Below are 26,261 nucleotides of genomic sequence, written 5' to 3' on the forward strand. Positions count from 1 at the left end.
GAAATCTAATTAAATAAAGGAGGGGATTTAGTGAGAAAGGTAATAGAAAACTATATATACCCTGATGTTGATGAGAATACTCGCTATATAAAAGAATTACTAGAAAATAATTCTGATGTAGTTTTTAGAGAATTTTTATGTGGAAAATTTAAATGTTCTATTATATATATAGATGGGTTAGCAGATAAGATATTGCTAAATGATTATGTTTTAGAAAGTTTAATGCAAGAATCTCATAGAATAAAACGCCAAGAAGAGATTAAGGAAAAAATACTGTCAGTTTCTGATTTAGTAGAAGAAACTGATATGAAAAAAGCAATAGATCTAATGCTTTCTGGAGATACAATTTTATTTATTCATGGATTACAACACTGTTACGTATTAGCAACAAGAGCTTGGCCTAATAGAGGTATAGGAGAACCTGCTAATGAAACTGTAGTTAGAGGCTCAAGAGAAGGGTTTACAGAAACTATAAGATTTAACACAGCTTTAGTTAGAAGGCGGATTAGGGATACAAATCTTAAGATGATTCGTAAGTCCTTAGGGGTTAGGTCTAAAACAGATACTGTAATACTGTATATAGAGGATATAGTTAATAAAGATGTATTAAAGGAGCTTATGGAAAGATTGGATTCTATAAATATAGATGGAATTTTAGATAGTGGTCAATTAGAGCAATTAATTGAGGATAATAAATGGAGTTTATTTCCGCAAATTCAGCTTACAGAAAGACCAGATGTAGTATCTTCAGCGCTATTAGAAGGAAGGGTAGCCATTTTAATTGATAACTCTCCTTTTGCTTTAATAGTTCCAACTGTACTAGTTCAATTTTTTCAATCGCCTGATGATTATTACCAAAGATGGATGTATTCTTCTGTCATAAGAATTGTAAGAGCTATATCTATATTAATTTCAATTTTAATGCCAGCTCTGTATGTAGCAATTACCTCTTATCATACGTCAATAATTCCAACGAGACTTGCTTATTCCATCGCTGCTTCTAGAGAAGGGGTACCTTTTCCAGCTTTTGTAGAAGCAATAATAATGGAATTTAGTCTAGCACTTTTAATGGAGTCTATCGTAAGATTACCAAGGCCTATTGGAGCCACTATAGGTATAGTGGGAGGATTAATCATAGGTCAAGCAGCTGTTAGTGCTGGAATAGTGAGTCCTATAATGATAATAATAGTATCCATAACGGCAATAACTAGTTTTATAACCACAAATTATGAAATATCTTTTGCCTTTAGAATAATTAGATTCATACTTATTATAATGGCTTCCACATTAGGTCTTTATGGAATAGGAATAGGTTGTATTATTACATTAAGTCATTTAGTAAGCTTAAAAAGTTTTGGTATATCATATTTATCTCCTATTGTAAATCTGTACAAAGGTGATATGAAAGATACTATTTTAAAGTACCCTATTCAGTTTTTCAAAAAAAGACCACAGTATATGCATACAGGAGATAAGGTAAGACAAAAATAATTAAATTGAAATGGAGAGTTAACCTTATGAATTCAAAAGATGAAATAAAGTCTTATGGATTATTTGCTACATTAGTTTGTACTATGATAGGCATAGGGATTTTTTCCTATCCTAGAGAACTGGCTGAACTTGTAAATAATGATGGGTGGATAGTTACTATAATATCTGGGTTAATCTACATGATAATAGTCTCTTTAATTTATAAGGTTTGCTATTTAAATGAGTTTAAGCCTTTTGATGAATTAGTAAAAGAAAATGTAGGTAATTTTATAGGAAATTTAATTTTGACATTTTACGCTATTTATATACTGATGAGTGCATCTGTTCAAGTAAGAAGCTTTGTTGAGGTTGTGAAGAAATATTTGTTAGAAAAAACCCCTACAGAGTTTTTAATTATCGCTACCATACTAGTGGCAGCTTATATAATAAGGGTTGGCTTGAGTAATTTGGTAAGGTTTAATGAAGTGTCTTTTTTCATAATGTTTATACCAGTTGTTTTTATTTTAATAGTGCTATTGAAAGGTAGTGATTTTACAAATTTATTACCTGTATTTCAAAATAAGCCCATAGAATATATAAAAGCATTAAGTCAATCACTATTATCCTTTGCTGGAATTGAAATATTGTTTTTACTACTTCCTTTTGTAAAAAATAAATGTACTGCTAACAAGGCTTCAATAAAAGCTATTGGGTTTACTACTGTATTTTATGGGATAATTAATATTTTTTGTATAGCTATATTATCTAGAGAGGAAACAAAAAAACTTTTATGGCCAACCATTTCCATGATTACATCTATAGATATTCCAGGGTTGTTTGTAGAGAGGTGGGAAGGAGTGGTGATGGCTCTTTGGATACTATTTTTCTTTACAACCTTTATAAATTCATACTATTTTAGCTGTGATATTATAAAAAACACCTTTAAATTACAAGATATACGATTAAGTATTTTAATTTCTATGCCCCTAATTTACATAATGGCCCTATTCCCTAAAAACTTATATGTAGTAAGATTTTTTACTAAATATATATTAAGACCACTTATAGTATTAACTGCAATAGTGTTGCCTTTATTATTTTATTTTATAGGCAAGGTGAAACTTAGAAGAAGGGACAGAAAAAAATGAAAAAAATAAGAATAATTTTAATAATTTTAATATGCATGAGTTTTACTGGCTGTTGGGATAAGGTGGAAATAGATAGAAGGGTTTTTGTATCTACAATTGGAATAGATGTAGGAAAAGATATAGAAAGAGAACAAGAATTAAAAAATTTTAAAGAAGATCAGCTTTTTTCTCAAAGGGATTTAGATAAACTTAAGATCACTTATTCCTTTCCAGATATAAGTGATTTTGCACCTAATAAAGCGGTAATAAAAGGCGATAATATGTTTACAGTGGATACATACTCAATGGAAGGAGCTTTAGGGGAGATAAGTTCAAGGAGTAGTAGGAATGTTTATATGGAGCATGCTAGACTTATAATGTTAAGCAATGATATTCTTACATACCCATATACAATGACTGAAATTTTCGACTATCTTGAAAGACAGCCTAAAATTAATAGGAAGGCTTATGTAGTTATGACAGAAGGTAAACCAGAAGATTTTATAAAATTTAAGCCTCAGATAGATAGTCATATTCAATCCTACATAAGTGGGTTAATGGAGAATAGCAATAGGAATGGATACGTATTGCCTGTTACGTTAAATGAATTATTGATGCTTTTAACTAAAAATGGGAATGCTATAATTCCGTCTATAAAAATAGATAAAGAAAAAAATGAACTAATTTTGACAGGAACTTCAATTATTAAAAACTATGAATTTAAAGGGAAACTAGATCCTATAGAAACTTTGAATTTAGAAATATTAAGAGGAAAATTAAAAAGTGGCATTAAAGTAGTATATGATGAAGGGCATCCTATAGATTTTGAGATAGATGGTGTAAATAGAAAAATTAAAGCCCATAAGGATGGCGAAGGAAGTAATTTAGTAATTGACATTGATATTAATCTAGAAGGAACAATAAAATCTGCCTACTTTGATAAAAAAGATTTTGATAAGGAAAAGTTAAAGGAATTAGAAGATAGTTTTGATAAATCCATAGAATATGAATGTAGTAAAGTAGTAGAATACTTACAAAAGGAAGCAAAGGTTGATGCTATAGGGATAAATGATCATATAGAAAAATTTAACCCTAACATATGGAAAAAGGTTAAAGATAATTGGGAGGAGAGTTTTTCTGGTGCTCAAATAAATATAAAAGTTAATACCTTTATAAGGCGTGTAGGAATCACAAAATAAAATAATATATTTAAGTGTAAGGAGTTATATCAAGTTATTCTTAGGTTCAGAAGGAGAGGAATATATATATCAATCTGAGTCTTGGAAGAACTTATCCACATAGGCAATAGCCGCAACGGGATAAATTTTAAAGCTCCTTACATTTTTGGTTAAAAAGAATTAGTTTAATTTTTTATTTTGTGAATATTATGGGATATATTGGTAATAATTAATTGTAAAGGAGTGGTAATAATGAAAAAAATAATTTTTGGAACAGTAACAGTATTTATTTTATTTTTAGGTTGCTTAGCTTATGGACAAGACTTAGATAGTTTTGAAAAAATAGATAGTGATATTATAAAGGATAAGGTTATTAGATTTCATGTTATCGCTAATAGTGATTCTATAGATGATCAAGATGTAAAACTAAAGGTAAGAGATGAAATCTTGGAATATATTTACCCTAAATTAGAGAATAGCAAAAGTTTAGAGGAATCTAGAGAAATATTAAGGGAAAATGATGAAGAGATACAAAGTATAGCTATAAAGGTGCTTAGAGCTAATAATTATAATTATGAAGTTAAAAGTAAATTATCCAATGAAATATTTCCTGTAAAAACTTATGGAAATATAACTTTACCTCAAGGAGAATATGAGGCTTATAGATTAATTATAGGAGAGGGTAAAGGGCAAAATTGGTGGTGTGTCATGTTTCCTCCTCTTTGCTTTGTGGATATAACAAAAGGCGAGGTATCCTACAAAGAAACGGAAAACGTAATGAAAAAGACATTGAATGAAGAAGAATATAATTTAATAAAAGGGAAAACAACGGGGAATGTTGTGTTTAAATCAAAAATAGGGGAAATTTTTAAGGAAATAAAAAATAAAAATAAATAGATGAAATAAGAAAGATTCTCATGGCTTTTGAGAATCTTTCTTATTTATTGGGTCATGTTTTTTATAAGTTCTATAATATTTTTGCCAGCATCTGGTTTAGAAAAATACTTACAGTTATTTTTCATTAAATCAAGCTTATTATTATCTATTAATAGGTCCTGGATTTTGTACTCACAGTCATTACCTTTACCTAAATCGATAGCCAGATTATGTTTTAATAAGAACTCGGCATTTTTCTCTTCTTGACCAGGTATTGCTGAAAATATAGCAAGAGGCAAATTGGATATTAAGGCCTCTGAAACAGTTAAACCTCCAGGTTTTGTAATAAGAAGGTCAGAGCATTTCATATAGCTATTAACATTTTTAGTGAAACCTACTATTTTAGTTGGTTTATCTGAGTTTTCTGTGGCCTCATTAAGGGCATTTAAGAGCTTCTTATTGTTTCCTGTAATTGCTATTATCTGAAAATCCATAGAAATTTTAGATAATTGGCTATAGACCTCTAATATGTTACCCATACCAAGACTTCCACCCATAAGTAATAAGGTGAGCTTGTTTGGATCAAGCTCTAATTCTTTGAAAAAATCATCTCTATCCTTATTTACTAAAAAATCAGGATGAACAGGTATTCCAAAGCTAAAAACTTGGCTAGGGTTAACCCCTCTAATAGCCATATCTTTTGCCATTTCTTCTGTGGCTACCACATAAGCATCTATGTTAGGATGAATCCAAAAGCTATGTGGCGCATAGTCTGTAAGCACTGATATAACAGGCTTTTTAATTTTCATTTTAGATTTTAATATAGATAACATTTCTGTGGAAAAAGGATGGGTAGATATAATTATATCTGGGTTGAAGTCATCTATAAGAGGTATAATCTTATTTGCCATAAGCTCATTAAATTTACTGCTTACGGTAGCCAAGCCATCATCGGTTTCTGCAAAATTATAAAGCATTCCAAATATAGAAGGATATAGTTTTATGCTTTTAAGATAGCTTCCGATTATAAGTTTATCTAAAAAGGGATTTATATATTTTATTGTATCTATTATTTCCACATCTAAATCAGGTACATATAATTCAGCATGAGCTTTTATAGCTTCTGCGGCATTTATATGTCCGCCACCTGCTGAAACAGATAAAATTAATAATTTCATTAATGTTCACACCTTCAGTATCTTATGTTTTATTTGGTTAAAACCCTAAATATAAGTATACAATATTTTTAAACCATAGGGTATAAGAAAATAATAATTTATGGTAAATTTAAAGTTATGGTAATTTCATTATAATATATAGGAATAATAGTCGCAAATAATACAAATACTACCACCATATAGGAGGTAGATATATATGAAGAAAAACAATATTAGTAGAAAAAGAATAATATATACCTTGGTAGTTACTCTTATAGTTGTATTCTCAAGTACTTTTGCTATATTAATGACCTTAGAAAGAACTGATTATAGAAATTATCTTCAAAGTCAATATAGTAAAAGTATTTATGAACTTGTAACTGCTGTAGACAACATACAAGATAACCTTTCTAAATCTGCCATAGCAGGAGATAAGGATCAAAGGTTGCTTATATTTGAAGAAATATTTAGGTATTCCACCATGGCTTCGGATAGACTGCACTCTTTGCCTATACCCCAAGAAAGGATTAACGAGACAAGTAAGTTTTTAATTCAAGTAGGAGATTATTGCTATAGTCTTGTAAAGGGATCTATGAATGGGGAAGAAATTACGGATGACCAGTTAGATGCTATTGATAGCCTTTCAGATCAATCTTATACTCTAAGAGAAAATCTTACTGGACTTTTACAAGAAATAAATGAAGGTAAAGTAAAGTGGGGGGAGATAAGAAAAAAAGCCACAGGAGTTTTAGCAAAAAATGATGAGAACCTTGTTTCCGAAAAGTTTCAGGGTATCCAAAAACAGATAGCTCAATACCCATCTCTTATATATGATGGCCCCTTTTCTGATAACATATTAGAGATAGAACCTAAAGTAAACCAAGAAGAAGAGATTTCTGTAGAAAATGCTAAAGAGGCTCTAAAAAAAGCTATAGGAGGTAGAGAGATAAAAGAAATTCAAGAAAAAAGTAGTGAAAGCAACACCAAAATAGAGTCTTATGGTTTTAACGTAGTATTAAATGGTAGAGATGAGAAAGAAAATATAGTTTGTGATGTATCTAAAAAAGGCGGGAAAATTATTTATCTTATGGATAATAGGGGTATAAAACAACCTACTATTACTGTAGAGGATGCGGTAGAAAGAGGTAAAAGCTATTTAGATTCATTAGGATATAAAAATATGATTCCTACATATACCTTAAAATATGAAGATAACATAACGATAAACTATGTATATAGTATAGATAATATTGCTGTATATCCCGATCAAATAAAGCTTAAAATGGCTTTAGATGATGGAAGTGTAGTAGGGATGGAGGCAGAAAAGTATCTTGTATCACATACAGATAAAAGAGAACTTCCAAAGATTAGCATCGCCGCAGATCAAGGAAGAAAAAATGTGGGCAAAAGATTAAATATAAATAACATAAGATTAGCAGTAATTCCTACAGAGATGAATAAGGAGGCATTATGCTATGAATACAGTGGAAATTATAGAGATGAGGAATATAAGGTTTATATAGATGTAGTTACCGGAAGTCCTCAAAGAATAATAAAAATAATAAATACTCCTAACGGGCAACTAGCTATATAATAGTTAAAAAAATAGAGTAATTTTATTTGGTTTAAAACCATCTCCTTAAAAATCACTTGATAAAATGATATAATATGTCTAAACTATAATTTGTAATTGCATTTTTAAGGAGTGAGTTTATGACTAAAGCTTTAGCCATGATATCTGGAGGATTAGATAGTATATTAGCAGCTAAGTTAATTAGGAATCAAGGAATTCAGGTTATAGGAGTATGTTTTAAATCTTATTTTTTTAATGAAGTAAAAGCAGTTGAAATGTGTAAGCAGATAGATATACCTTTAATTGTTATTGATTTTTCTAAGGAACACTTTAACTTAGTTCAAAATCCTAAGCATGGTTATGGAAAGAATATGAATCCATGTATAGACTGTCATGCTATGATGATGAGTTATACAGGTAATTTGTTAGAAGAATATAAAGCTGATTTTATTATAACAGGAGAGGTTTTAAACCAAAGACCAATGTCACAAACTAAGCGTTCTTTGGATATTGTAAAAAAGGAATCAGGATTTAGTGAAAAAATATTAAGACCCTTATGTGCATTAAATTTAGAGCCTACAAAAATGGAAATTTTAGGCCTAGTGGATAGAGAAAAACTTTTAGACATTTCAGGAAGAAGTAGATCTAGGCAGATGGAATTAGCAGAGCTTTGGGGAATAAAGGATTATCCATCGCCAGCAGGCGGATGTAAACTTACAGAACCTAATTATTCGGAAAGATTAAGGGATTTATTAAAATACAATAATAATCCTACAGAAGAAGATATAGCTCTTTTGAGATATGGTAGACATTTTAGAGTAGGTAATAGTAAGATAATGGTATCTAGAACTCAAAATGAAAGTAAGGAAATGAAGAGATTCCTTCAACAGGGAGATATGATGTTTTTCCCTAAAAGCTATGCTGGATCCATGGTTATTTTAACTGGGGATAAGAATGCTAAGGCTATAGAATTTGCAGCGGATGTTTCTTTAAGATATAGTAAGGGCAAAGAACAAAAGGAAATGACTATAAAGTATGGACTATACAGGAAACCTTTGAATAAGTATATTAATGGGAAATATTTAAGTGATGAAGAAATTAATGAATATAGCATAAACCTTTAGGTTAGGGAGAGGAATAATAATGAAAAAGAAAGCCATAATTTCTATTTTAAGCAATCAAAAGTTAAATAAAGAAGAGGCTATAGAAGTAGTGACGCCAGGTGAATTTTATAAGGAAGATAATAAATACTTTGCTGTATATGATGAAACTGAAATAAGTGGAATGGAGGGAACCACCACTACACTACAAATTTTTCCTGATAAACTTTCTTTAGTAAGGGTAGGTACTACCAGTGCAAAAATGGATTTTGAAAGAAATAACCAGTGTGTAACATTGTATAACACCCCATATGGAGTATTGGAAATGAAGATAGATACTAATGAATTGAAGATAAATGTAAATGATGAAGGTGGAGAGGTGTTTATAAACTATAACATGGTTATAGCAGGTCAAACGGTTCAAAATACAGAACTGAACATAAAAATAAAATCTTAGATTTAAACTATAGAATAATTGGACATGCGTTAATAATTTAATTAAAGAACTCTGTTTATTCAATGATTAGCTTAGATATTTACATAAGCTATATAATCGTTAAACAGAGTTTTTTTATTTATATTAGGGACATTAAAAGGTGTATAAATGATATAACTAAGGTCTATTTGATTAAATTAATTTATAATGGATATAATTGAGAATAAGCATGTGAAGATAATTTTATAGGAGATGAAGCTGTGAGTTATGTAGATTTAAGAAGAGATAAATATGAAAAAATAATATATATGCTATGTGAATATAAAAATATTGAGGAAGAAGATTTAATTAAATTGTTGCAGGATAAGGAGTGTAAGTATTTACTTTTTTTATTATTAAAAAAACATAGATGTACAGACAAAACAACTTTAGCGGAGATGTTGCCTGTTAAGAGTAAAAGAAGTATAGATTATAATTTTAAAAGAGCAGAAGAAAAACTATATATAAATAAGGAATTCAGAGAAAAATATTTTGAAATAGAAGATATTATAAAAAAAATCATATAAAATCCAAAAGAAATTTCAAAAAATATATAGATATGCATAAAGAAATATGATAATATATATGATGTATTTTATGACATAAAAATACCATTATATAAATGGGGTAATTCCTATTATAATGATTTTTTATAATGCTGTCAATAGTAATTTTGAAATTTGGAGGTTTTTTATGAGTACAAAATATATTTTTGTTACAGGAGGTGTTGTTTCTTCATTAGGAAAGGGCATAACAGCAGCATCTTTAGGTAGATTGTTAAAAAATAGAGGGTTTAAGGTTTCTATACAAAAATTTGATCCTTATTTAAATGTAGATCCAGGTACCATGAGTCCATATCAACATGGAGAGGTTTTTGTAACAGATGATGGAGCGGAAACGGATTTAGATCTAGGACATTATGAAAGATTTATAGATGAGAATTTAAGTAAGAGTAGCAATGTAACTACGGGTAAAATATATTGGTCAGTAATTTCTAAAGAAAGAAAAGGTGAATATTTAGGCGGTACAGTACAAGTAATACCACAGGTAACAAACGAAATAAAAGGTAGAGTGTATAGAGTTGCTAAAGAGAAAGAGGTAGACGTAGTAATAACTGAAATTGGTGGTACTGTTGGTGATATTGAGTCTCTTCCTTTTCTAGAAGCAATAAGACAGATAAAATATGAAGTAGGAAGAGATAATGTGTGTTTTATACACGTGACTTTAGTTCCGTTTTTAGGTAAGGCTGGAGAATTAAAGACAAAGCCAACTCAACACTCTGTAAAAGAATTAAGAAGTATTGGTATTCAGCCAGATGTAATAGTATGTAGATCTGAAAAGCCTATACCCGATGAATTGAAAGAAAAGATAGGTTTATTCTGTAACATAGATGGGAAGGCGGTAATTCAAAATCTTGATGCAGAAAACCTATATGAGGTTCCTTTAATGCTGTATAAGGAAGGCTTGGATAATCTTATTTGCGAAAAACTAAAACTAAATTGCTATGAGGTAGATAACGAAGAATGGATTAATATGGTGCATAACATAAAAAAACTTTCTAAAGAAGTTAATATTGTTTTAGTTGGAAAATATGTTGAACTGCATGACTCTTACATATCTGTGGTAGAAGCTTTAAATCATGGAGGATTTGCTAATGATTCTTTGGTTAATATAAAGTGGGTGGACGCTTGCGATGTTACTAAAGAAAATGTAGAAGAAATACTGAAGGGGTTTCATGGGGTATTAGTTCCAGGAGGTTTTGGAAATAGAGGTATAGAAGGAAAGGTACAGGCTATAAAATGGGCTAGGGAAAAGAAAGTTCCTTTTTTAGGAATTTGTTTAGGAATGCAATGCTCTGTAATAGAGTTTGCGAGAAATGTATTAAATTATAAAGGTGCTAACAGTTCAGAAATAAATGAAGAAACAGATTATCCAGTTATTGATTTGATGCCTGAGCAAAGAGATATAGATGGCATTGGAGGAACTATGAGACTTGGTCTATATCCTTGTAAGTTAGAAAAACATAGTAATGCTTATAAAGCTTATGGTGAAGAAGTGGTTTATGAAAGACATAGACATAGATATGAGTTTAACAATGAATATAGAAAGTCATTAATAGAAGGAGGTTTATCAATAACGGGAACTAGTCTTGATGGAAGATTGGTGGAAATCGTAGAAATTAAAGATCATCCTTGGTTTTTAGCTACTCAGTTTCATCCAGAATTTAAATCTAGACCAAACAGACCACACCCTCTGTTTAGAGATTTTATTTCCGCTGCTTTAAGCGAAAGAGTGAAATAGCTATTATAGGCTTGTCGAAAAGTTTTGCTATGGTTATGATTATTTTTGATATTAATTTGAAGGAATTTAATCTTATGTATAGAATTTCTTAAGTTATAAATACTATGTATGGGGGTGAGCCCATGATATATAATACTGAGGTAGTCATAGGTTTTAAAGCGGAGAATAATAACATTATAGTAGAGCGAGGTACAATATTTCAGCTTTGTGATCTAATCCAGGGATATCACGCAAAAAATATTATATTTAATAAAAAGTCTAAAGAAATATTCATAAATTTAAAATGCTCCTTATGTGATGAGGTTCATTGTTATGTTTACAGAGTTCAGGAGTTACTATCAAAAGATATTGTTATAGGAGGATGTGAAAAAACAGGGAATCCTATATTGTTTATAGGTAAAGAAAAAGCAGTTTCTCATGTTATAGAAAAATATAAAGAAGTTGAAATGAACGTATATTCTATGATATAAGTTAATCTGTAATCAATTAAAGAACTTATTTTATAATATAATTAATAAACTTTTAAATAAAGATAAATCTAAAATCATTTCTATTTAGATAATTTATTAATGCCAGTATTATAAAGTTCTATAATACTGGCTAAAAACAAATCTTAAAACCTCCATTTAAATAAAATTTACATAAATTATAAATTTAGTAGCTATATTTGGTGAAATTACATAAATTTTTATATATATCCTTGACGTAATCTTATATAGGTATATAATTTAATATGAAATATAGTTTAATTTATATTACAATGATACTATTATGTATATTTATTTTATTTGAGGATAATAATTATAATGATGATATTTAGTCCATACTTCTAAATATTCTTTTTATATTCATATCATATCCGTTTTTATCCTAATTTTCTTAAGAATTTCCATATGTTAGCTTTAGAAAATATTTTATATTATTGAAAGCGTTTAATATTACGTTGTTTATTAAGTTTGGAGGTGCAATTTTGTCAAGCAATAATTATGAACAAATGACTTTAGTAGAGTTAAAAAAATTGGCAAAAGAATTAGATATAAAAAATATAAGTAAGTTTAAAAAAAGCGAATTAATTGAAGAGATACAAAAGATAAATACTATCTCTATACAAAAGGATGGTATGGTACTTAGGGAAAAAATAGCCCCTAAAAATAATATAATTAAGGATCAAGAGCAAACATTTAAGATTGATACTAACAGAACTGATTCTTATAAAGATAGAAGTTCTTCTGAAAATGAAAAATCGGAGAATATAGGCTTAGATAATGGGAATATGGACAAGACTCAAGTTGAGAATAAAAAAGAAAGATTAAAAACCATGATAAATGACTCGGAATCTGCCAAAGGTGTATTAGAAGTAAATGAAAATAATAATTTTGGTTTTTTAAGAGGAAGAAACTATCTTACAAGCCCTGATGATATTTATGTATCACCTTCTCAAATAAGAAGATTTAATTTAAGAACTGGTGATGAGGTAGAAGGAAAAGTAAGGGTTCCTAAAGAAGGAGAAAAATTTAAGGCTCTTTTATATGTAGAAAGAGTAAACGGAGAAAATCCTGAAAAGGCCGTTGGAAGAAAATCTTTTGAAAAACTTATTCCAGTTTACCCAGATGAAAGATTGAGACTTGAGACTCTAGGCGAAAACAATCTATCTTCAAGGCTTATGGATATAATAAGTCCTATTGGGAAGGGCCAAAGAGGAATTATTGTAGCACCTCCTAAAGCTGGAAAAACTACTTTATTAAAAAAAGTAGCTCAGAATATTTCTATTAACTATCCAGCAGTGAAACTTATTGTTGTTCTTATTGATGAAAGACCAGAAGAAGTAACGGATATGCAAAGGTCTATAAATGGTGAGGTTATTTATTCTACTTTTGATGAAGAACCGGATCATCATACAAAGGTAGCACAAATGGTGCTTGAAAGAGCTAAGCGTATGGTAGAGCAAGGTCAGGATGTTGTAATATTATTAGATAGTATTACAAGGCTTGCTAGAGCTTATAACCTTACTATAACACCAACAGGAAGAACTTTATCAGGAGGACTAGATCCTGGAGCTTTAATAATGCCTAAAAAGTTTTTTGGAGCTGCAAGAAACATAGAAGAAGGTGGAAGTCTTACAATATTAGCTACTGCCTTAGTTGAAACGGGAAGTAGAATGGATGATATGATATTTGAAGAATTTAAAGGCACAGGAAATATGGAAGTTCACTTAGATAGGAAGCTTCAAGAAAGAAGAATTTTCCCTGCCATTGATATTTATAAATCTGGTACTAGAAAAGAAGACTTACTTCTTACAGAGGATGAAAAGGATGTAGCCTATAACATAAGGAAGGTTATGTATAGAGAAGGTAATGTAGAAACTATAACAGAAAATCTTATAAATTTATTATCTAGAACTAGAAATAATAAAGAATTTATAGAAATGATAAAGAAGATAGATATTTCAAAGTAATTTAATCAAAAAAAGCAATTGAGGAAGATCGAAAGATCTTCCTCATATAGCTTTATTCTTCGCTTTTTAAGTTGAACTTCTTGTTGAACTTTTCAACTCTTCCTCCAACGTCAACGATCTTTTGACGTCCAGTGAAGAAAGGATGGCACTTTGAACAAATTTCTACTTTTAGTTCATCTTTAACTGAACCAGTAGTGAATGTGTTTCCACATGCGCACTTAACTACAGCTTCATGATTGTAGTTTGGATGTATGCCTTCTCTCATCTGTTTCACCTCTTTCAAATTACGGATATCCGTTCTGTAACTACTAGATTATAGCATGAAGTTTTATTAATAGTCAATAGACATAAATATAAAAATATAGGTTAAAATTGTAGATAATTTATCCTGCAAACATCTCTTTTTTATATTTAATTTAAATGTTATAATCATTAAGGAGATTTTAAACATAACTTGTAATTTTAATTATGCAGTTACTATTTCTATGATTATATGACAATTAAAAGAGGGAGAGTTTGAAATGGCAAAGTTATATTTTAGATACGGTGCAATGAATTCCGGTAAGTCTACTAACCTTATGCAGGTGGCTCACAATTATGAAGAAAGAGGCATGAAAATTATTATAGTAAAGCCTATGACTGATACTAAGGGTGGAGAGAAAATAGTATCAAGACTTGGAGTTACAAGAACTGTAGATATGGTATTAAATTCAAAAGATGAGGTTTATTCTAATGTAGAAAAGTATATAGAGGTTAATGGTAAAATTGATTGTATATTAGCTGATGAAATTCAGTTCTTTAAAAGTAATCAAATAGATGAGCTTTTTAAAGTTGCAGTAATTATGGATATACCAGTTATTTGCTATGGACTTAGAACAGATTTTCAGATGAAAGGGTTTGAAGGAAGTGAAAGACTTCTTCTTTTAGCTCATAGTATTGAAGAAATGAAAACTATATGCACTTGTGGGAAGAAGGCATTACTTAATGGAAGAAAGGTTAACGGAGAATATGTTTTTGAAGGAGAGCAAATAGCTATAGATAATCAAGATCATGTAGAATACCAATCCTTATGTCCGAAATGTTATTTTGAATATAAAGAAAAATTTCAAGAAAAAAGAAATTTATAAAGAGAGTTGATATATTTATGAAGAAAAATTATACTGTTGGCGGTCAAGCTGTAATTGAAGGTGTAATGATGAGAGGGAAGGAAGGAGTTGCCACTGCTGTAAGGACTCCTAAAGGAGATATAGAAGTGGATATTAAAAAAGTTTCCTCTATTAGAGATAAAAATAAAATATTAAATTTACCCTTTATAAGAGGTTTTATATCTCTTATCGAATCTTTAATAACAGGGATAGAAACATTAAACTATTCTTCTAGTTTTTTAGATGAAGAAGAAGAGGAATCAAGATTTGAAAAACTTTTAGATAAATGGTTCAAAGAAAACAGTGGAAAAGTAGTAACAGGTATTTTATTAACAGTATCTTTTATCATATCTATGTTTATATTTGTATTTATACCTACGGCTTTTGCTAGTTTATTTAAAAAAATAGGCTTAGGTAATATGTGGTTAAATATAATAGAAGGTGTTTTTAGAGTTGGTATATTTATAACATATATATACCTCATATCTAAAATGGAGGACATAAATAGATTGTTTCAATATCATGGTGCTGAGCATAAAACAATATTCTGTTATGAACTGGAGCAGGAGCTAACTGTAGAAAACGTTAGGAAGCAAGGTAGACTTCATCCTAGATGTGGTACTAATTTTTTATTTCTTGTAATGATTGTAAGCATAGTATTGTTTTCCATTACAGGGTGGAACAGTCTAGGTGAAAGGCTTTTGTATAGAATTTTATTATTACCTGTTGTATCCGGTATTACTTTTGAAATAATAAAATGGCTTGGTAGAAGTGAAAGTATACTATCACAGGCACTAGCCTATCCAGGCATTAAATTGCAGTTATTAACTACTCGTGAACCAGATGATTCTCAATTAGAGGTAGCTATTGCATCTTTAAAAGCAGCAGAAGGTATCAAGGAGCCAGAAAAAACTATAGGGGAATTATTAAGTGTTGGTAACCAAGTGTTAAAAACTGTTAATATACCTAGTTATATATTAGATGCACAGCTTTTACTTTCTAAAGTTCTGGGAGTCGATAAATTATATCTTTTAACTCGCAGGGAGGAAACTGTAGATATAATTAAAGAAAAAGAGTTTATGGAACTTATAGAATTTAGAAAAAATAAGATGCCTATTAAATATATACTAGGAAAAGTTGAATTTATGGGATTAGAATTAGAAATAAAAGAAGGGGTATTAATACCTAGACCGGACACAGAAATATTAGTAGAGTCTATATTAGATCATATTGATAATAAGGGTTACAAAAAAATCTGTGACTTATGTACAGGAAGTGGAGCTATAGGAATATCCCTAGCATATTATAATAGTAGCACAAATGTAGATTGTATGGATATTAGTGATGTTTCAGAGGAGATGGTATGGAAAAACATACATAAATTTGGACTTTGGCAAAGAGTAAAGTTTATTAAAAGTGATCTTTTAGATGAGGCTATAAAGGAAAATTATAAGTATGATGTTTTAGTATCAAACCCTCCTTATATAAAAACCAGAGACATAGAAGAATTGATGGAAGATGTAAAGCTATTTGAACCTCATTTGGCTTTAGATGGAGGAGAAGATGGATTAGATTTTTATAGAACTATAGCACTGCAAAGTAAAAGTATATTAAATAATGATGGAATTATTGCTTTTGAAATTGGACATGACCAAGGAGAAGAAGTTAGTGGTATACTTAAGGAAAATGGGTATAAAGAAATAAAAATTTTAAAGGATTTAGCAGGACTTCATAGAGTTGTTATAGCAAAAAATAATTGATATTTAAAAGTATAACACAAAGAAATATTGATATTTTTAATTATTATATGTTATAATAATAAACTATGAAAATATGATTACGGAGTGATAATATGTTAGAAAGGCTTAACTTTATTGAAAATAAATATGAAGAGCTGTCAATTAAAATAAGTGATCCTTCCATAATGGCTAATCAAAAAGAATGGCAAAAACTATGTAAAGAGCATTCAGATATTGAGACAGTGGTATTAAAATTTAGGGATTATAAAAAAGCGGACGAGGAAATAGCGTTTAATAAAGAAATACTTAATGAAGAAGATGATAAAGAATTAAAGGAGATGGCTCAAGAAGAGCTTAAAGAACTTACAGCAAAAAAAGAAGAACTTGCTGATGAACTTAGAATACTACTTTTACCTAAGGATCCTAATGATGATAAAAATGTATTTGTGGAAATTAGAGGTGGTGCAGGTGGAGATGAAGCTGCACTTTTTGCTGCAAATTTATTTAGAATGTATACAAGATATTCTGAAACTAAGCGCTGGAAGGTAGAACTTATGAGTGCTAATGAGACGGATATAGGTGGATTCAAAGAAGTAGTTTTCATGATAAGAGGAAATGGGGCTTATAGTAGGCTTAAATATGAAAGTGGAGCTCATAGAGTTCAAAGGGTTCCAGATACAGAATCAAGTGGAAGAATACACACCTCTACTGCTACGGTTGCGGTATTGCCTGAAGTAGAAGATGTGGATGTAGAAATAAATACAAATGATATAAGAATAGACGTGTTTAGAGCATCTGGACATGGTGGTCAGTGTGTAAATACTACAGACTCTGCTGTTAGAATTACCCATTTACCCACAGGACTTGTGGTTTCATGTCAAGATGAGAAGTCTCAATTGAAAAATAAAGAAAAAGCTATGAAGGTGCTAAAAGCCAGACTATTTGAAAGAGCAGAGGCTGAAAGATCAGCTTCTATAGCTGAAGATAGAAAAAGCCAAGTAGGTACAGGAGATAGAAGTGAGAGAATAAGAACTTATAACTATCCTCAAGGTAGGGTTACAGACCACAGAATAGGACTAACCTTATATAGATTAGAATCTTTTCTTGACGGAGATATAGATGAAGTTATAGATGCTCTTATAACAGAAGACCAAGCAGAAAAAATGAAAGCTATGGGGAATACAGAGGACCTATAATATTTTAAAAGTATAGCTCTAATTATTCTTAGAGGTGTTTAAATGGATATCAAAAAAGCTGTAAAAAGACAAAAGAAATATTTTAAAATTTTCATGATATCTATGATATTTATGTTTTTAATTTTACCTTTAGCATTGTTTTTATATGGAAACATAAATTGGTTTTTATTGAGCTATATGATTTCTGTGGAAATCATGATTGTTTTTGCTATTATATATAGATGTAACTGGGAAGCATTGAGTTTTCAGTGCTATAATAATAAGCTAAAGTTAAAGGCGGGTATAATTGATCAAGAAACCATGGTGTTTTGTGATAAGATATCTATTATACATACCCTTAAGGATAAAGAGGATATGGAGATAATCATAGTAAGTAGTACTAAAATTAGAAGCAAAAGGTCTAAACCAATTAATAAAGACTTCTATAAAAAATATCCTGTTGCTTCCATGAAATATGAGAAACAAAAAAAGCTGAACCCAGAAAGGGATTATTATTACTTAGTTATAAAAAAAGGTGGTTTTTATAAGTATGAATTGCTTGATGTTATATATAAAAATTGTGTAAAGGCAGTTTATACAGAAGAAGCTATTGAGAATATAAAAATAGCTAGAGGACAAAAGGAATTAATATTTTAAGTTATAATCCCTTATTTATACTAATAAAATGGTATGGATAAGGGGTGATTTTAAGTTGAATAAATTAGTTAGTGTTATATTGTTATGTTCTATAGTATCGATGTTTGGTACAATGTTAGGAGCTTCTATTGGAATGGTGTTTAAAAATCCTAGCAAAAATGTAATTGGTGCAATTATGGGGTTTTCGGGAGGATTAATGCTTTCTGTGGTAACTTTTGATTTAATCCCTGAATCTTTACAGAAAATATCCTTAAAAGAAACTTTGGGTTTTTATTTTCTAGGAATATTTATAATAATGGCATTAGAAGTATTTATAAATAAAAAAACTCATGGAAATAATTATAAGAAATTGGCGATAATAACCGCTATAGGAATTATGCTTCATAATCTTCCTGAAGGAATAATAATGGGATGTGGTTTTATAGCTGGTGAAAGTCTAGGCATTAAGATGAGCATAATAATAGCTTTACATGATATACCTGAAGGAGTAGCTGTAACAGCACCTCTTATGGCATCTAAACAAAGAAACTTAAGTATATTTTTATATGCCTTTATAACCACTTTACCTACGGCTATAGGAGCTTTATTTGGAGCATTTGTAGGGGGTGTTTCAGAAAATATGTTAGGTAGATCTTTGGCTTTTGCTTCAGGTATTATGATGTATGTAGTTTTTGGAGAATTAATTCCAGAATGTAATAAGTTAAGTTATAAATATGCATCTACTTTAAGCATATTGTTAGGAGTTAGCTTAGGGTTTATTATAGGAATTATTCTGTAATCTCATATACAAAGGAGAGAACTTTAGTGGAAACTAAGATAGTTATAATGGAAGAAAACAAAATAGATGAAAGATCCATTGAGGAAGCGGCTAAAGTCATAAGAGATGGGGGACTAGTAGCATTCCCTACAGAAACAGTTTATGGTTTAGGGGCTAATGCGCTAGAGGAAGAGGCGGTTAAAAACATTTTTAAAGTTAAAGGGAGACCCCAAGATAATCCTCTTATAATTCATGTGGCAGATTATCGTATTGAAGAGTATGTAAAAGATATACCGGAAGTAGCTCAAAGAGTAATGACTGAATTTTGGCCAGGTCCCATAACCTTGGTACTAAACAAATCTGACAAAGTACCAGATATAACTAGTGCAGGACTAGATACTATAGGTGTAAGAATGCCTTCAGATAAAATTGCTAGGGAGCTTATAATGAAAAGTGGAGTCCCCATTGCGGCACCATCTGCAAATATTTCTGGAAGACCAAGTCCTACGGAGGTGGGAAGGTGCATAGAAGATTTGAATGGAAAGATTGAGTACATATTAGGTGGCAAAGGTAGCCAAGTGGGGTTGGAGTCTACAATTTTAGATTGTACAGTGGATCCACCTTGTGTTTTAAGACCGGGAGCTGTAACTTTAGAGATGCTAAGAAAAATTCATAGCAAAATATATATAGATCCAGCAGTTATGGAAAAACCAAAAGATAATTTAAGGCCTAAGGCTCCAGGAATGAAATATAGACATTATGCACCTAAGGCTCCTTTAAAAATAGTAAGAGGAGATTTGAAAAAAACTATTGCAAAAATCAATGAAATGGTGCAAAATTATATAGATGATGGAAAGACTGTAGGAATTATGGCTACAAATGAAACTAAAGAAAGCTATACTAATGGAATAGTTTTATCCCTAGGTAGTAGAAAAAACTTAGATAATATAGCAAAGAATCTTTTTGAAGTACTAAGATCCTTTGATGATAAAGGGGTAGATTTCATTTTATCAGAGGGCTTTGAAGAGTTAGGCATTGGTATTGCCATAATGAATAGACTTAAAAAGTCAGCTGGGTTTGATATATTAGATGTATAGACTTTAATCATAAGAATTGTAGATTATATTAATATTAGGGAGGTTTGATACTGTGAATATTCTTTTTGTATGTACGGGTAATACTTGTAGAAGCTGTATGGCAGAGGCTATTTTCAATAATATGTGTAGTGATAAAAATATATTTGCAGAGTCTGTAGGTTTTAGTGTAGTCCCTAATAGTAATACCTCTTTAAACTCAGCTAAGATGGTTAAAGATAAGCTAAGTTTAGACATCAGTGAAAGAAAAGCTGTTCAATTAAACACACAACATATTGAGGGTTCTGATTTAATCCTTACAATGACATCATATATTAAAGATATATTGAGAGAAAGTTATCCATCAAAAAAGGAAAAAATATTTACTTTAAATGAATATGTGGGCGTAAAGGGTGATATAATAGATCCATACGGCGGCTCAATAGCCGTTTATGAAGAGACCTTTTTTGAATTAAAAAATTCAATAGAACTTTTGATAAACAAATTAAAAGAAGATAGGGTATAACATCCTAATCTTCTTTTTTGCAATATAACAAATTGTTGTTATATTTAAAAAATAATATGATTATGGAGGTGCTTTCATGAAGATAGCTATTGGAAGTGATCATGGTGGTTTTAAATTAAAAGGAGAAATTGCAAAACATTTAACATCAAAGGGCATAGAGTTTGTTGATTTTGGAACCTTTAATGAAAATTCTTGTGATTATCCAGATTTTGCTTTAAAAGTAGCAGAAGAAGTAGCCATGAAAAATTTTGAATTTGGAATATTAATTTGTGGAACAGGAATAGGAATAAGTATTTCTGCTAATAAGGTTCCAGGGGTAAGAGCTGCTTTATGTTCAGATACATTTAGTGCTCACGCTACAAGAGAACATAATAACGCTAATATATTAGCCTTAGGTGAGAGAGTTGTAGGTACAGGTTTAGCTTTAGACATAGTTGATACTTTTTTAAATGCTAAATTTGAAGGAGAAAGACATCAAAGAAGAATAGACAAAATATCAGAAATTGAAAAGAAATATTTAAAATAATTTAGGCTATATAAAAAGCCTGAATTAATATATAAATTAAAGCTTAATAGATTTTAGGAGGAAAAAACATGGGAAAAGTAACACAAATAACACATCCATTAATTTTACACAAATTAGCTCTTATAAGGGATAAAAATACTGGGTCAAAGGATTTTAGAGAGTTAGTTGAAGAAGTGGCTATGTTAATGGCTTACGAAGTCACAAGAGATGTACAGATGGAAGAGGTAGAGATAGAAACTCCTATCTGTGTTACTAAATGCAAGATGTTAGCTGGCAAGAAGATGGCCATAGTTCCTATATTAAGGGCTGGACTAGGCATGGTAGATGGTATGTTAAGATTAATACCAGCAGCTAAAGTTGGGCATATAGGACTATACAGAGATGAGGAAACACTACAGCCAGTAGAATACTTTTGCAAGCTTCCGCAGGACATTGAAGAGAGAGAGGTCATAGTAACAGATCCAATGTTAGCAACAGGAGGTTCGGCAGCAGATGCTATAACTTTATTAAAGAAAAGAGGCGCAAAAAACATCCGTTTAATGTGTCTTATATCTGCACCAGAGGGTATAAAGCTAGTAGCAGATACTCATCCAGATATAGATATTTATGTAGGTTCAATAGATGAAAAGCTAAATGAAAAAGGATACATAGTACCAGGGTTAGGGGATGCTGGAGACAGACTTTTCGGAACTAAATAATTAAATTATAAAGATGAATTTATAGACTAAACAAGTTTATAAATTCATCTTTATTTAATTTTAAATCCATTGGCATTACTGTACACATTTTTGTAACAATCTAAAAGTATGGGTTTGTTTACATTAAATCTTATTTAATGTATAATTTAAATAATGTTTTATAGTTTTATATATTAAATATTTTTACTTATATTTTAGCTTATAAGGGGATTTAAATGGAAAGAAGAGATAAACATAATTATTATCTAGATATTGCAGAAACTGTACTAGAGAGAGGAACCTGTCTTAGAAGAAATTATGGTTCCATAATAGTTAAACATGATGAAATCATTTCTACAGGATATACAGGTGCTCCTAGAGGTAGAAAAAACTGTATAGATTTGGGACACTGTATAAGAGATAAACTAAATATACCAAGAGGAACTCATTATGAACTTTGTCGGAGTGTACATAGTGAAGCTAATGCAATTATAAGTGCTTCAAGAAGGGACATGATTGGGGCTACTTTATATTTGGTTGGAAAAGATTCTAAAACAAAAGAACTGGTAAAGGATGCAAATTCTTGCGCTATGTGTAAGAGGCTTATAATTAATTCGGGAATTGAAAAGGTTGTTATAAGAGAAAGCAAAGATTTCTACAAGGTCGTATATGTAGATAAGTGGATAGATAATGACGACTCTCTTACAGATAATGTAGGGTACTAAAATTTATAGTTAGGAAGAAAAAATTATGATGCAATACATAAAATTAATTTTTATTACAGCGTTAATATCAGCTATTTCAACACCTTTGATAAAGAGGTTAGCCTTTAAGATAAATGCAATTGATATACCTAAGGATGAAAGAAAGATTCATAAAAAGCCTATACCACTTCTAGGAGGGCTTTCTATATACATAGCCTTTATAATAGGCATAATAATAAAGGTTGGGCCGCTAGAACAATGGGAAAAGGGTATAATAATAGGAGCGACCATAATAATAATTGGTGGTATTTTAGACGATATAAAAGAACTAAGACCTTGGCAAAAATTAATGTTCCAATTAATAGCCTCCTTATGCGTAATTTATTATGGGATTTATATTAAAAATATAACCAATCCCTTTGGAGGAGAAGATGCTTTCTTTAATATAGGAAGATTTTCTATACCTTTTACGGTTTTATGGATAATTGGCATAACAAATGCTTTAAATTTAATCGATGGGTTAGATGGATTAGCTGCGGGGGTAGCTTTAATATCTTCAATCACTATAATGGTTATAGCTGTTATGGCTTCAAGATCTTCAGCGGCTCTTTTGACTGCAGTGCTCATTGGAGCTATAGCAGGATTTTTACCTTATAATTTTAATCCTGCTTCTATTTTTATGGGAGATACAGGTTCGCAACTTCTAGGTTTTTTATTGTCAGTGATATCCTTGCAAGGGGCTATAAAATCTGCTGCTACCTTTGCTATTGTGGTGCCCATATTAACATTAGGGTTACCAATTTACGATACTTTATTTGCAATGATTAGGAGAAAACTAAATGGTAAACCTATAATGCAAGGGGATAGAGGACATCTTCATCATAGACTTTTAGATCTAGGCCTTACGCAAAGACAAGTGGTATTGGTTATGTATTTAATGAGTGCCTGCTTAGGTGCTATATCTATTTTAGCTATGTGTATAAGCACGCCTAGATCTTATTTTCTTCTAACTGTAATAATACTATTCATAGTATTTTTGGCTTGGAGATATGGATTTTTTGATAATAAATAGAGGACTTAATAGGAGGGAAATAATGAATAAGGTAAAGGTTATGACTATTTTTGGTACTAGACCGGAAGCAGTTAAAATGGCTCCTTTAGTGAAAGAACTAGAAAGAAGAGAAGAAATAGAATCTTTAGTATGTGTAACAGCTCAACATAGAGAGATGCTAGATCAGGTACTAGATTTATTTGAAATTACACCTCATTATGATCTAAATATCATGCAGTCTAAACAAACTCTTACAGGTATAACCAATAGGGTTTTAGAGGGGCTTGAAGATATATTTGAAGAGGTAAAACCAGACATTATACTTGTACACGGAGATACCACAACTACTTTTGCAGGAGCTTTAGCTGCTTTCTACAAAAAAATAAAGGTAGGCCATGTGGAAGCTGGACTTAGAACTTTTGATAAATTTTTTCCTTATCCTGAAGAGATGAATAGAAAACTTACAGGAGGTTTGGCGGACTTGCACTTTGCCCCTACCAATGGATCAAAAGATAATCTTTTAAGAGAAGGTGTAAAGGAAGAGAACATATATATTACAGGAAATACTGTAATCGATGCTATGAATTTTACTGTAGATAAAGATTATATTTTTGAAAGTGAAGAATTAAACGGCATTGACTATAATAAAAAAGTTATTATGGTTACAGCCCATAGAAGAGAAAACTGGGGAAAGGGCATAGAAAACATATGTCTTGCTTTAAGACAAATAGTGGAAAGTCATGAAGATGTAGAGATTGTTTATCTAGTGCACTTAAACCCTATTGTAAAGAATGTAGTTGATAAGTATTTATCAAACTTAGATAGGATTCATTTGTTACCTCCGCTGGATACTAAAGAGACCCACAATCTTATGAATAAGTGTTATATGGTTATGACAGATTCGGGCGGTTTGCAGGAAGAAGCGCCTCATCTTGGTAAACCGGTATTAGTGCTTAGAAATGTTACTGAAAGGCCTGAAGCTATTGAAGCTGGTACAGTAAGGTTAATAGGTACAGAAGAAGAGGATATACTAAAAGAAGCTAATAGGCTTATTTTAGAGGAAGAGTATTATTCCAGCATGAGTAAAGCTATCAATCCTTATGGTGATGGTAAGGCGTCTTATAGAATTGTTAATTCTATACTTCACTATTTTGGTTTTACAAAAGAAAAGCTAGGAGAGTTTAAAAGATAATTTAAAAAAATATAAAAAGTTTGTGTTTTTTTTAACAAAATTCTATTGATAAATATACTGAATAAAGTTATAATTAAATCATGTTGGAAGATTAGGAAAATAGTTAACATATTTAAGTGGGAGGTTCAGTATTATGAAAGAAATAGTTATTGCAAGTGCAGTTAGAACTGCCATAGGTACCTTTGGAGGAAGTTTAAAGGATGTTGCAGCTGTAGATTTAGGAGCTATTGTAATTAAGGAAGCCTTAAATAGAGCTGGAGTTAAAGGTGAAATGGTAGATGAAGTTATAATGGGTAACGTTCTTCAAGGTGGACTTGGACAAAACCCAGCTAGACAAGCTATGATAAAAGCAGGGTTACCTGTAGAAGTTCCAGCTATGACAATAAATAAAGTTTGTGGTTCAGGATTAAGAGCTGTTAGCCTTGCAAGTCAAATAATATTAGCAGGAGATGCTGATATAGTAGTAGCTGGTGGTATGGAGAATATGTCAAAGGCACCCTATGTACTAAATACAGCAAGATGGGGACAAAGAATGGGCAATGGGGCAACGGTAGACATGATGATAAATGACGGATTATGGGATGCTTTTAATAATTATCATATGGGAATAACTGCTGAAAACATAGCGGAAAAATGGAATATTTCAAGAGAAGAACAAGATAAGTTCTCTGCAAGTTCACAAAATAAAGCGGAAAAGGCTATTAAAGATGGAAAGTTCAAGGAGGAGATTGTTCCTGTAGCAATCACACAAAGAAAAGGTGAACCTATTATATTTGATACAGATGAGTTCCCAAGATTCGGGGCAACTGTGGAATCCCTTGGGAAATTAAGACCTGCATTCAAAAAGGACGGAACAGTTACAGCTGGTAATGCATCCGGAATAAATGATGGAGCAGCAGCACTTGTAATAATGAGCGCTGAAAAAGCTAAAGAATTAGGAATAAAACCTCTTGCTAAAGTCTTATCCTATGGATCAAGAGGATTAGAACCATCAATAATGGGATATGGACCATTTGCAGCTACTAATAAAGCTTTAGAAAAAGCAGGAGTTAAAGTTGAGGAGTTGGATTTAATAGAAGCTAATGAAGCTTTTGCAGCTCAAAGTATAGCAGTAGCTAGAGACTTAGGCTTTGATATGGATAAAGTTAATGTTAATGGAGGAGCCATTGCTTTAGGACATCCAATAGGAGCCTCTGGAGCTAGGATACTAGTATCATTACTTCATGAAATGCAAAAAAGAGATGCAAAGAAAGGTCTTGCAACTTTATGTATAGGTGGAGGAATGGGAACTGCAGTGGTGGTAGAAAGAGAATAGTTTTTACTTATT

General features: G+C 30.8%; 26 protein-coding genes. 24 read left to right on the top strand and 2 right to left on the bottom strand.

Going from position 1 to position 26,261, the window contains the following annotated elements:
* Positions 1 to 30: 30 nt before the first annotated feature.
* The 4 genes from KQI89_RS00765 (at position 31) to spoIIR (ending at position 4,672) form a co-directional block, all read left to right on the top strand.
* Positions 31 to 1,491: a spore germination protein gene (locus tag KQI89_RS00765; protein WP_216455519.1), complete on the top strand. Its 1,461-nt coding sequence runs from the start codon at positions 31 to 33 to the stop codon at positions 1,489 to 1,491.
* A gap of 26 nt (positions 1,492 to 1,517) precedes the next feature.
* Entirely contained in the window at positions 1,518 to 2,618 is a 1,101-nt protein-coding gene (locus KQI89_RS00770) for a GerAB/ArcD/ProY family transporter (protein ID WP_216455520.1), read from the top strand.
* Positions 2,615 to 3,796: a Ger(x)C family spore germination protein gene (locus KQI89_RS00775; RefSeq protein WP_216455521.1), complete on the top strand. Its 1,182-nt coding sequence runs from the start codon at positions 2,615 to 2,617 to the stop codon at positions 3,794 to 3,796. The genes KQI89_RS00770 and KQI89_RS00775 overlap by 4 nt, the downstream gene beginning before the upstream one ends.
* 231 nt (positions 3,797 to 4,027) lie before the next feature.
* Entirely contained in the window at positions 4,028 to 4,672 is a 645-nt protein-coding gene (gene spoIIR, locus KQI89_RS00780; RefSeq protein ID WP_216455522.1) for a stage II sporulation protein R, read from the top strand.
* Positions 4,673 to 4,716: 44 nt separating this feature from the next.
* On the opposite strand, the gene KQI89_RS00785 is transcribed toward spoIIR, so the two are convergent.
* A complete protein-coding gene (locus KQI89_RS00785) occupies positions 4,717 to 5,829 on the bottom strand; it encodes an MGDG synthase family glycosyltransferase (protein WP_216455523.1) in 1,113 nt (370 codons plus the stop codon).
* A 196-nt stretch (positions 5,830 to 6,025) separates the two neighbouring features.
* Between KQI89_RS00785 and ypeB the strand changes: the two genes are divergently transcribed.
* The 7 genes from ypeB to rho all read left to right on the top strand — a co-directional run bounded on the left by ypeB (position 6,026) and on the right by rho (position 13,712).
* The gene (gene ypeB, locus KQI89_RS00790; RefSeq protein WP_216455524.1) at positions 6,026 to 7,402 is read left to right on the top strand and encodes a germination protein YpeB; all 1,377 of its coding nucleotides are present in this window, start codon (positions 6,026 to 6,028) and stop codon (positions 7,400 to 7,402) included.
* A gap of 119 nt (positions 7,403 to 7,521) precedes the next feature.
* A complete protein-coding gene (locus KQI89_RS00795; protein ID WP_216455525.1) occupies positions 7,522 to 8,505 on the top strand; it encodes a tRNA 4-thiouridine(8) synthase ThiI in 984 nt (327 codons plus the stop codon).
* Between the two features lie 19 nt (positions 8,506 to 8,524).
* Positions 8,525 to 8,938 (top strand): YwiB family protein, encoded by a 414-nt coding sequence (locus tag KQI89_RS00800; RefSeq protein WP_032121291.1) that lies wholly within the window; start codon positions 8,525 to 8,527, stop codon positions 8,936 to 8,938.
* 239 nt (positions 8,939 to 9,177) lie between these two features.
* Positions 9,178 to 9,483 carry a ribose-5-phosphate isomerase gene (locus KQI89_RS00805; RefSeq protein ID WP_243125407.1) on the top strand — a complete coding sequence of 102 codons (306 nt, stop codon included), beginning with the start codon at positions 9,178 to 9,180 and terminating at the stop codon, positions 9,481 to 9,483.
* Between the two features lie 166 nt (positions 9,484 to 9,649).
* The gene (gene pyrG, locus KQI89_RS00810; RefSeq protein WP_216455526.1) at positions 9,650 to 11,257 is read left to right on the top strand and encodes a CTP synthase; all 1,608 of its coding nucleotides are present in this window, start codon (positions 9,650 to 9,652) and stop codon (positions 11,255 to 11,257) included.
* Positions 11,258 to 11,379: 122 nt separating this feature from the next.
* Positions 11,380 to 11,727: a hypothetical protein gene (locus KQI89_RS00815; protein WP_216455527.1), complete on the top strand. Its 348-nt coding sequence runs from the start codon at positions 11,380 to 11,382 to the stop codon at positions 11,725 to 11,727.
* A 524-nt stretch (positions 11,728 to 12,251) separates the two neighbouring features.
* Positions 12,252 to 13,712, top strand: coding sequence for a transcription termination factor Rho (rho, locus tag KQI89_RS00820; protein ID WP_425514069.1), 1,461 nt, complete (start codon positions 12,252 to 12,254; stop codon positions 13,710 to 13,712).
* A gap of 52 nt (positions 13,713 to 13,764) precedes the next feature.
* Here rho and rpmE read toward each other — a convergent pair whose 3' ends face one another.
* Positions 13,765 to 13,977, bottom strand: coding sequence for a 50S ribosomal protein L31 (gene rpmE, locus KQI89_RS00825; RefSeq protein WP_032121294.1), 213 nt, complete (start codon positions 13,975 to 13,977; stop codon positions 13,765 to 13,767).
* A gap of 256 nt (positions 13,978 to 14,233) precedes the next feature.
* Between rpmE and KQI89_RS00830 the strand changes: the two genes are divergently transcribed.
* The 13 genes from KQI89_RS00830 (at position 14,234) to KQI89_RS00890 (ending at position 26,249) form a co-directional block, all read left to right on the top strand.
* Positions 14,234 to 14,839 (top strand): thymidine kinase, encoded by a 606-nt coding sequence (locus tag KQI89_RS00830; RefSeq protein ID WP_216455529.1) that lies wholly within the window; start codon positions 14,234 to 14,236, stop codon positions 14,837 to 14,839.
* Positions 14,840 to 14,856: 17 nt separating this feature from the next.
* The gene (gene prmC / locus KQI89_RS00835; protein WP_216455530.1) at positions 14,857 to 16,617 is read left to right on the top strand and encodes a peptide chain release factor N(5)-glutamine methyltransferase; all 1,761 of its coding nucleotides are present in this window, start codon (positions 14,857 to 14,859) and stop codon (positions 16,615 to 16,617) included.
* Between the two features lie 92 nt (positions 16,618 to 16,709).
* The gene (prfA, locus tag KQI89_RS00840; RefSeq protein ID WP_216455531.1) at positions 16,710 to 17,792 is read left to right on the top strand and encodes a peptide chain release factor 1; all 1,083 of its coding nucleotides are present in this window, start codon (positions 16,710 to 16,712) and stop codon (positions 17,790 to 17,792) included.
* A gap of 42 nt (positions 17,793 to 17,834) precedes the next feature.
* Positions 17,835 to 18,428, top strand: a complete 594-nt coding sequence (locus KQI89_RS00845) for a hypothetical protein (RefSeq protein ID WP_216455532.1) — start codon at positions 17,835 to 17,837, stop codon at positions 18,426 to 18,428.
* A 28-nt stretch (positions 18,429 to 18,456) separates the two neighbouring features.
* Positions 18,457 to 19,206: a ZIP family metal transporter gene (locus tag KQI89_RS00850; protein WP_216455533.1), complete on the top strand. Its 750-nt coding sequence runs from the start codon at positions 18,457 to 18,459 to the stop codon at positions 19,204 to 19,206.
* Between the two features lie 26 nt (positions 19,207 to 19,232).
* Entirely contained in the window at positions 19,233 to 20,282 is a 1,050-nt protein-coding gene (locus KQI89_RS00855; RefSeq protein WP_216455534.1) for an L-threonylcarbamoyladenylate synthase, read from the top strand.
* Positions 20,283 to 20,334: 52 nt separating this feature from the next.
* Positions 20,335 to 20,784, top strand: coding sequence for a low molecular weight protein arginine phosphatase (locus KQI89_RS00860; protein ID WP_216455535.1), 450 nt, complete (start codon positions 20,335 to 20,337; stop codon positions 20,782 to 20,784).
* Positions 20,785 to 20,860: 76 nt separating this feature from the next.
* A complete protein-coding gene (gene rpiB / locus KQI89_RS00865; RefSeq protein ID WP_216455536.1) occupies positions 20,861 to 21,310 on the top strand; it encodes a ribose 5-phosphate isomerase B in 450 nt (149 codons plus the stop codon).
* A gap of 68 nt (positions 21,311 to 21,378) precedes the next feature.
* A complete protein-coding gene (gene upp / locus KQI89_RS00870; RefSeq protein WP_032121303.1) occupies positions 21,379 to 22,008 on the top strand; it encodes a uracil phosphoribosyltransferase in 630 nt (209 codons plus the stop codon).
* Between the two features lie 215 nt (positions 22,009 to 22,223).
* On the top strand, positions 22,224 to 22,712 hold the full coding sequence (locus KQI89_RS00875) for a dCMP deaminase family protein (RefSeq protein ID WP_216455537.1): 489 nt from the start codon (positions 22,224 to 22,226) through the stop codon (positions 22,710 to 22,712).
* A 28-nt stretch (positions 22,713 to 22,740) separates the two neighbouring features.
* The gene (locus KQI89_RS00880; RefSeq protein ID WP_216456632.1) at positions 22,741 to 23,763 is read left to right on the top strand and encodes an MraY family glycosyltransferase; all 1,023 of its coding nucleotides are present in this window, start codon (positions 22,741 to 22,743) and stop codon (positions 23,761 to 23,763) included.
* A gap of 22 nt (positions 23,764 to 23,785) precedes the next feature.
* Entirely contained in the window at positions 23,786 to 24,934 is a 1,149-nt protein-coding gene (gene wecB / locus KQI89_RS00885) for a non-hydrolyzing UDP-N-acetylglucosamine 2-epimerase (protein WP_032122731.1), read from the top strand.
* A gap of 133 nt (positions 24,935 to 25,067) precedes the next feature.
* The gene (locus KQI89_RS00890; protein ID WP_216455538.1) at positions 25,068 to 26,249 is read left to right on the top strand and encodes an acetyl-CoA C-acetyltransferase; all 1,182 of its coding nucleotides are present in this window, start codon (positions 25,068 to 25,070) and stop codon (positions 26,247 to 26,249) included.
* Positions 26,250 to 26,261: the final 12 nt, after the last annotated feature.

This window comes from Clostridium simiarum, assembly GCF_018919175.1.
GTDB lineage: Bacteria > Bacillota > Clostridia > Clostridiales > Clostridiaceae > Clostridium_L > Clostridium_L simiarum.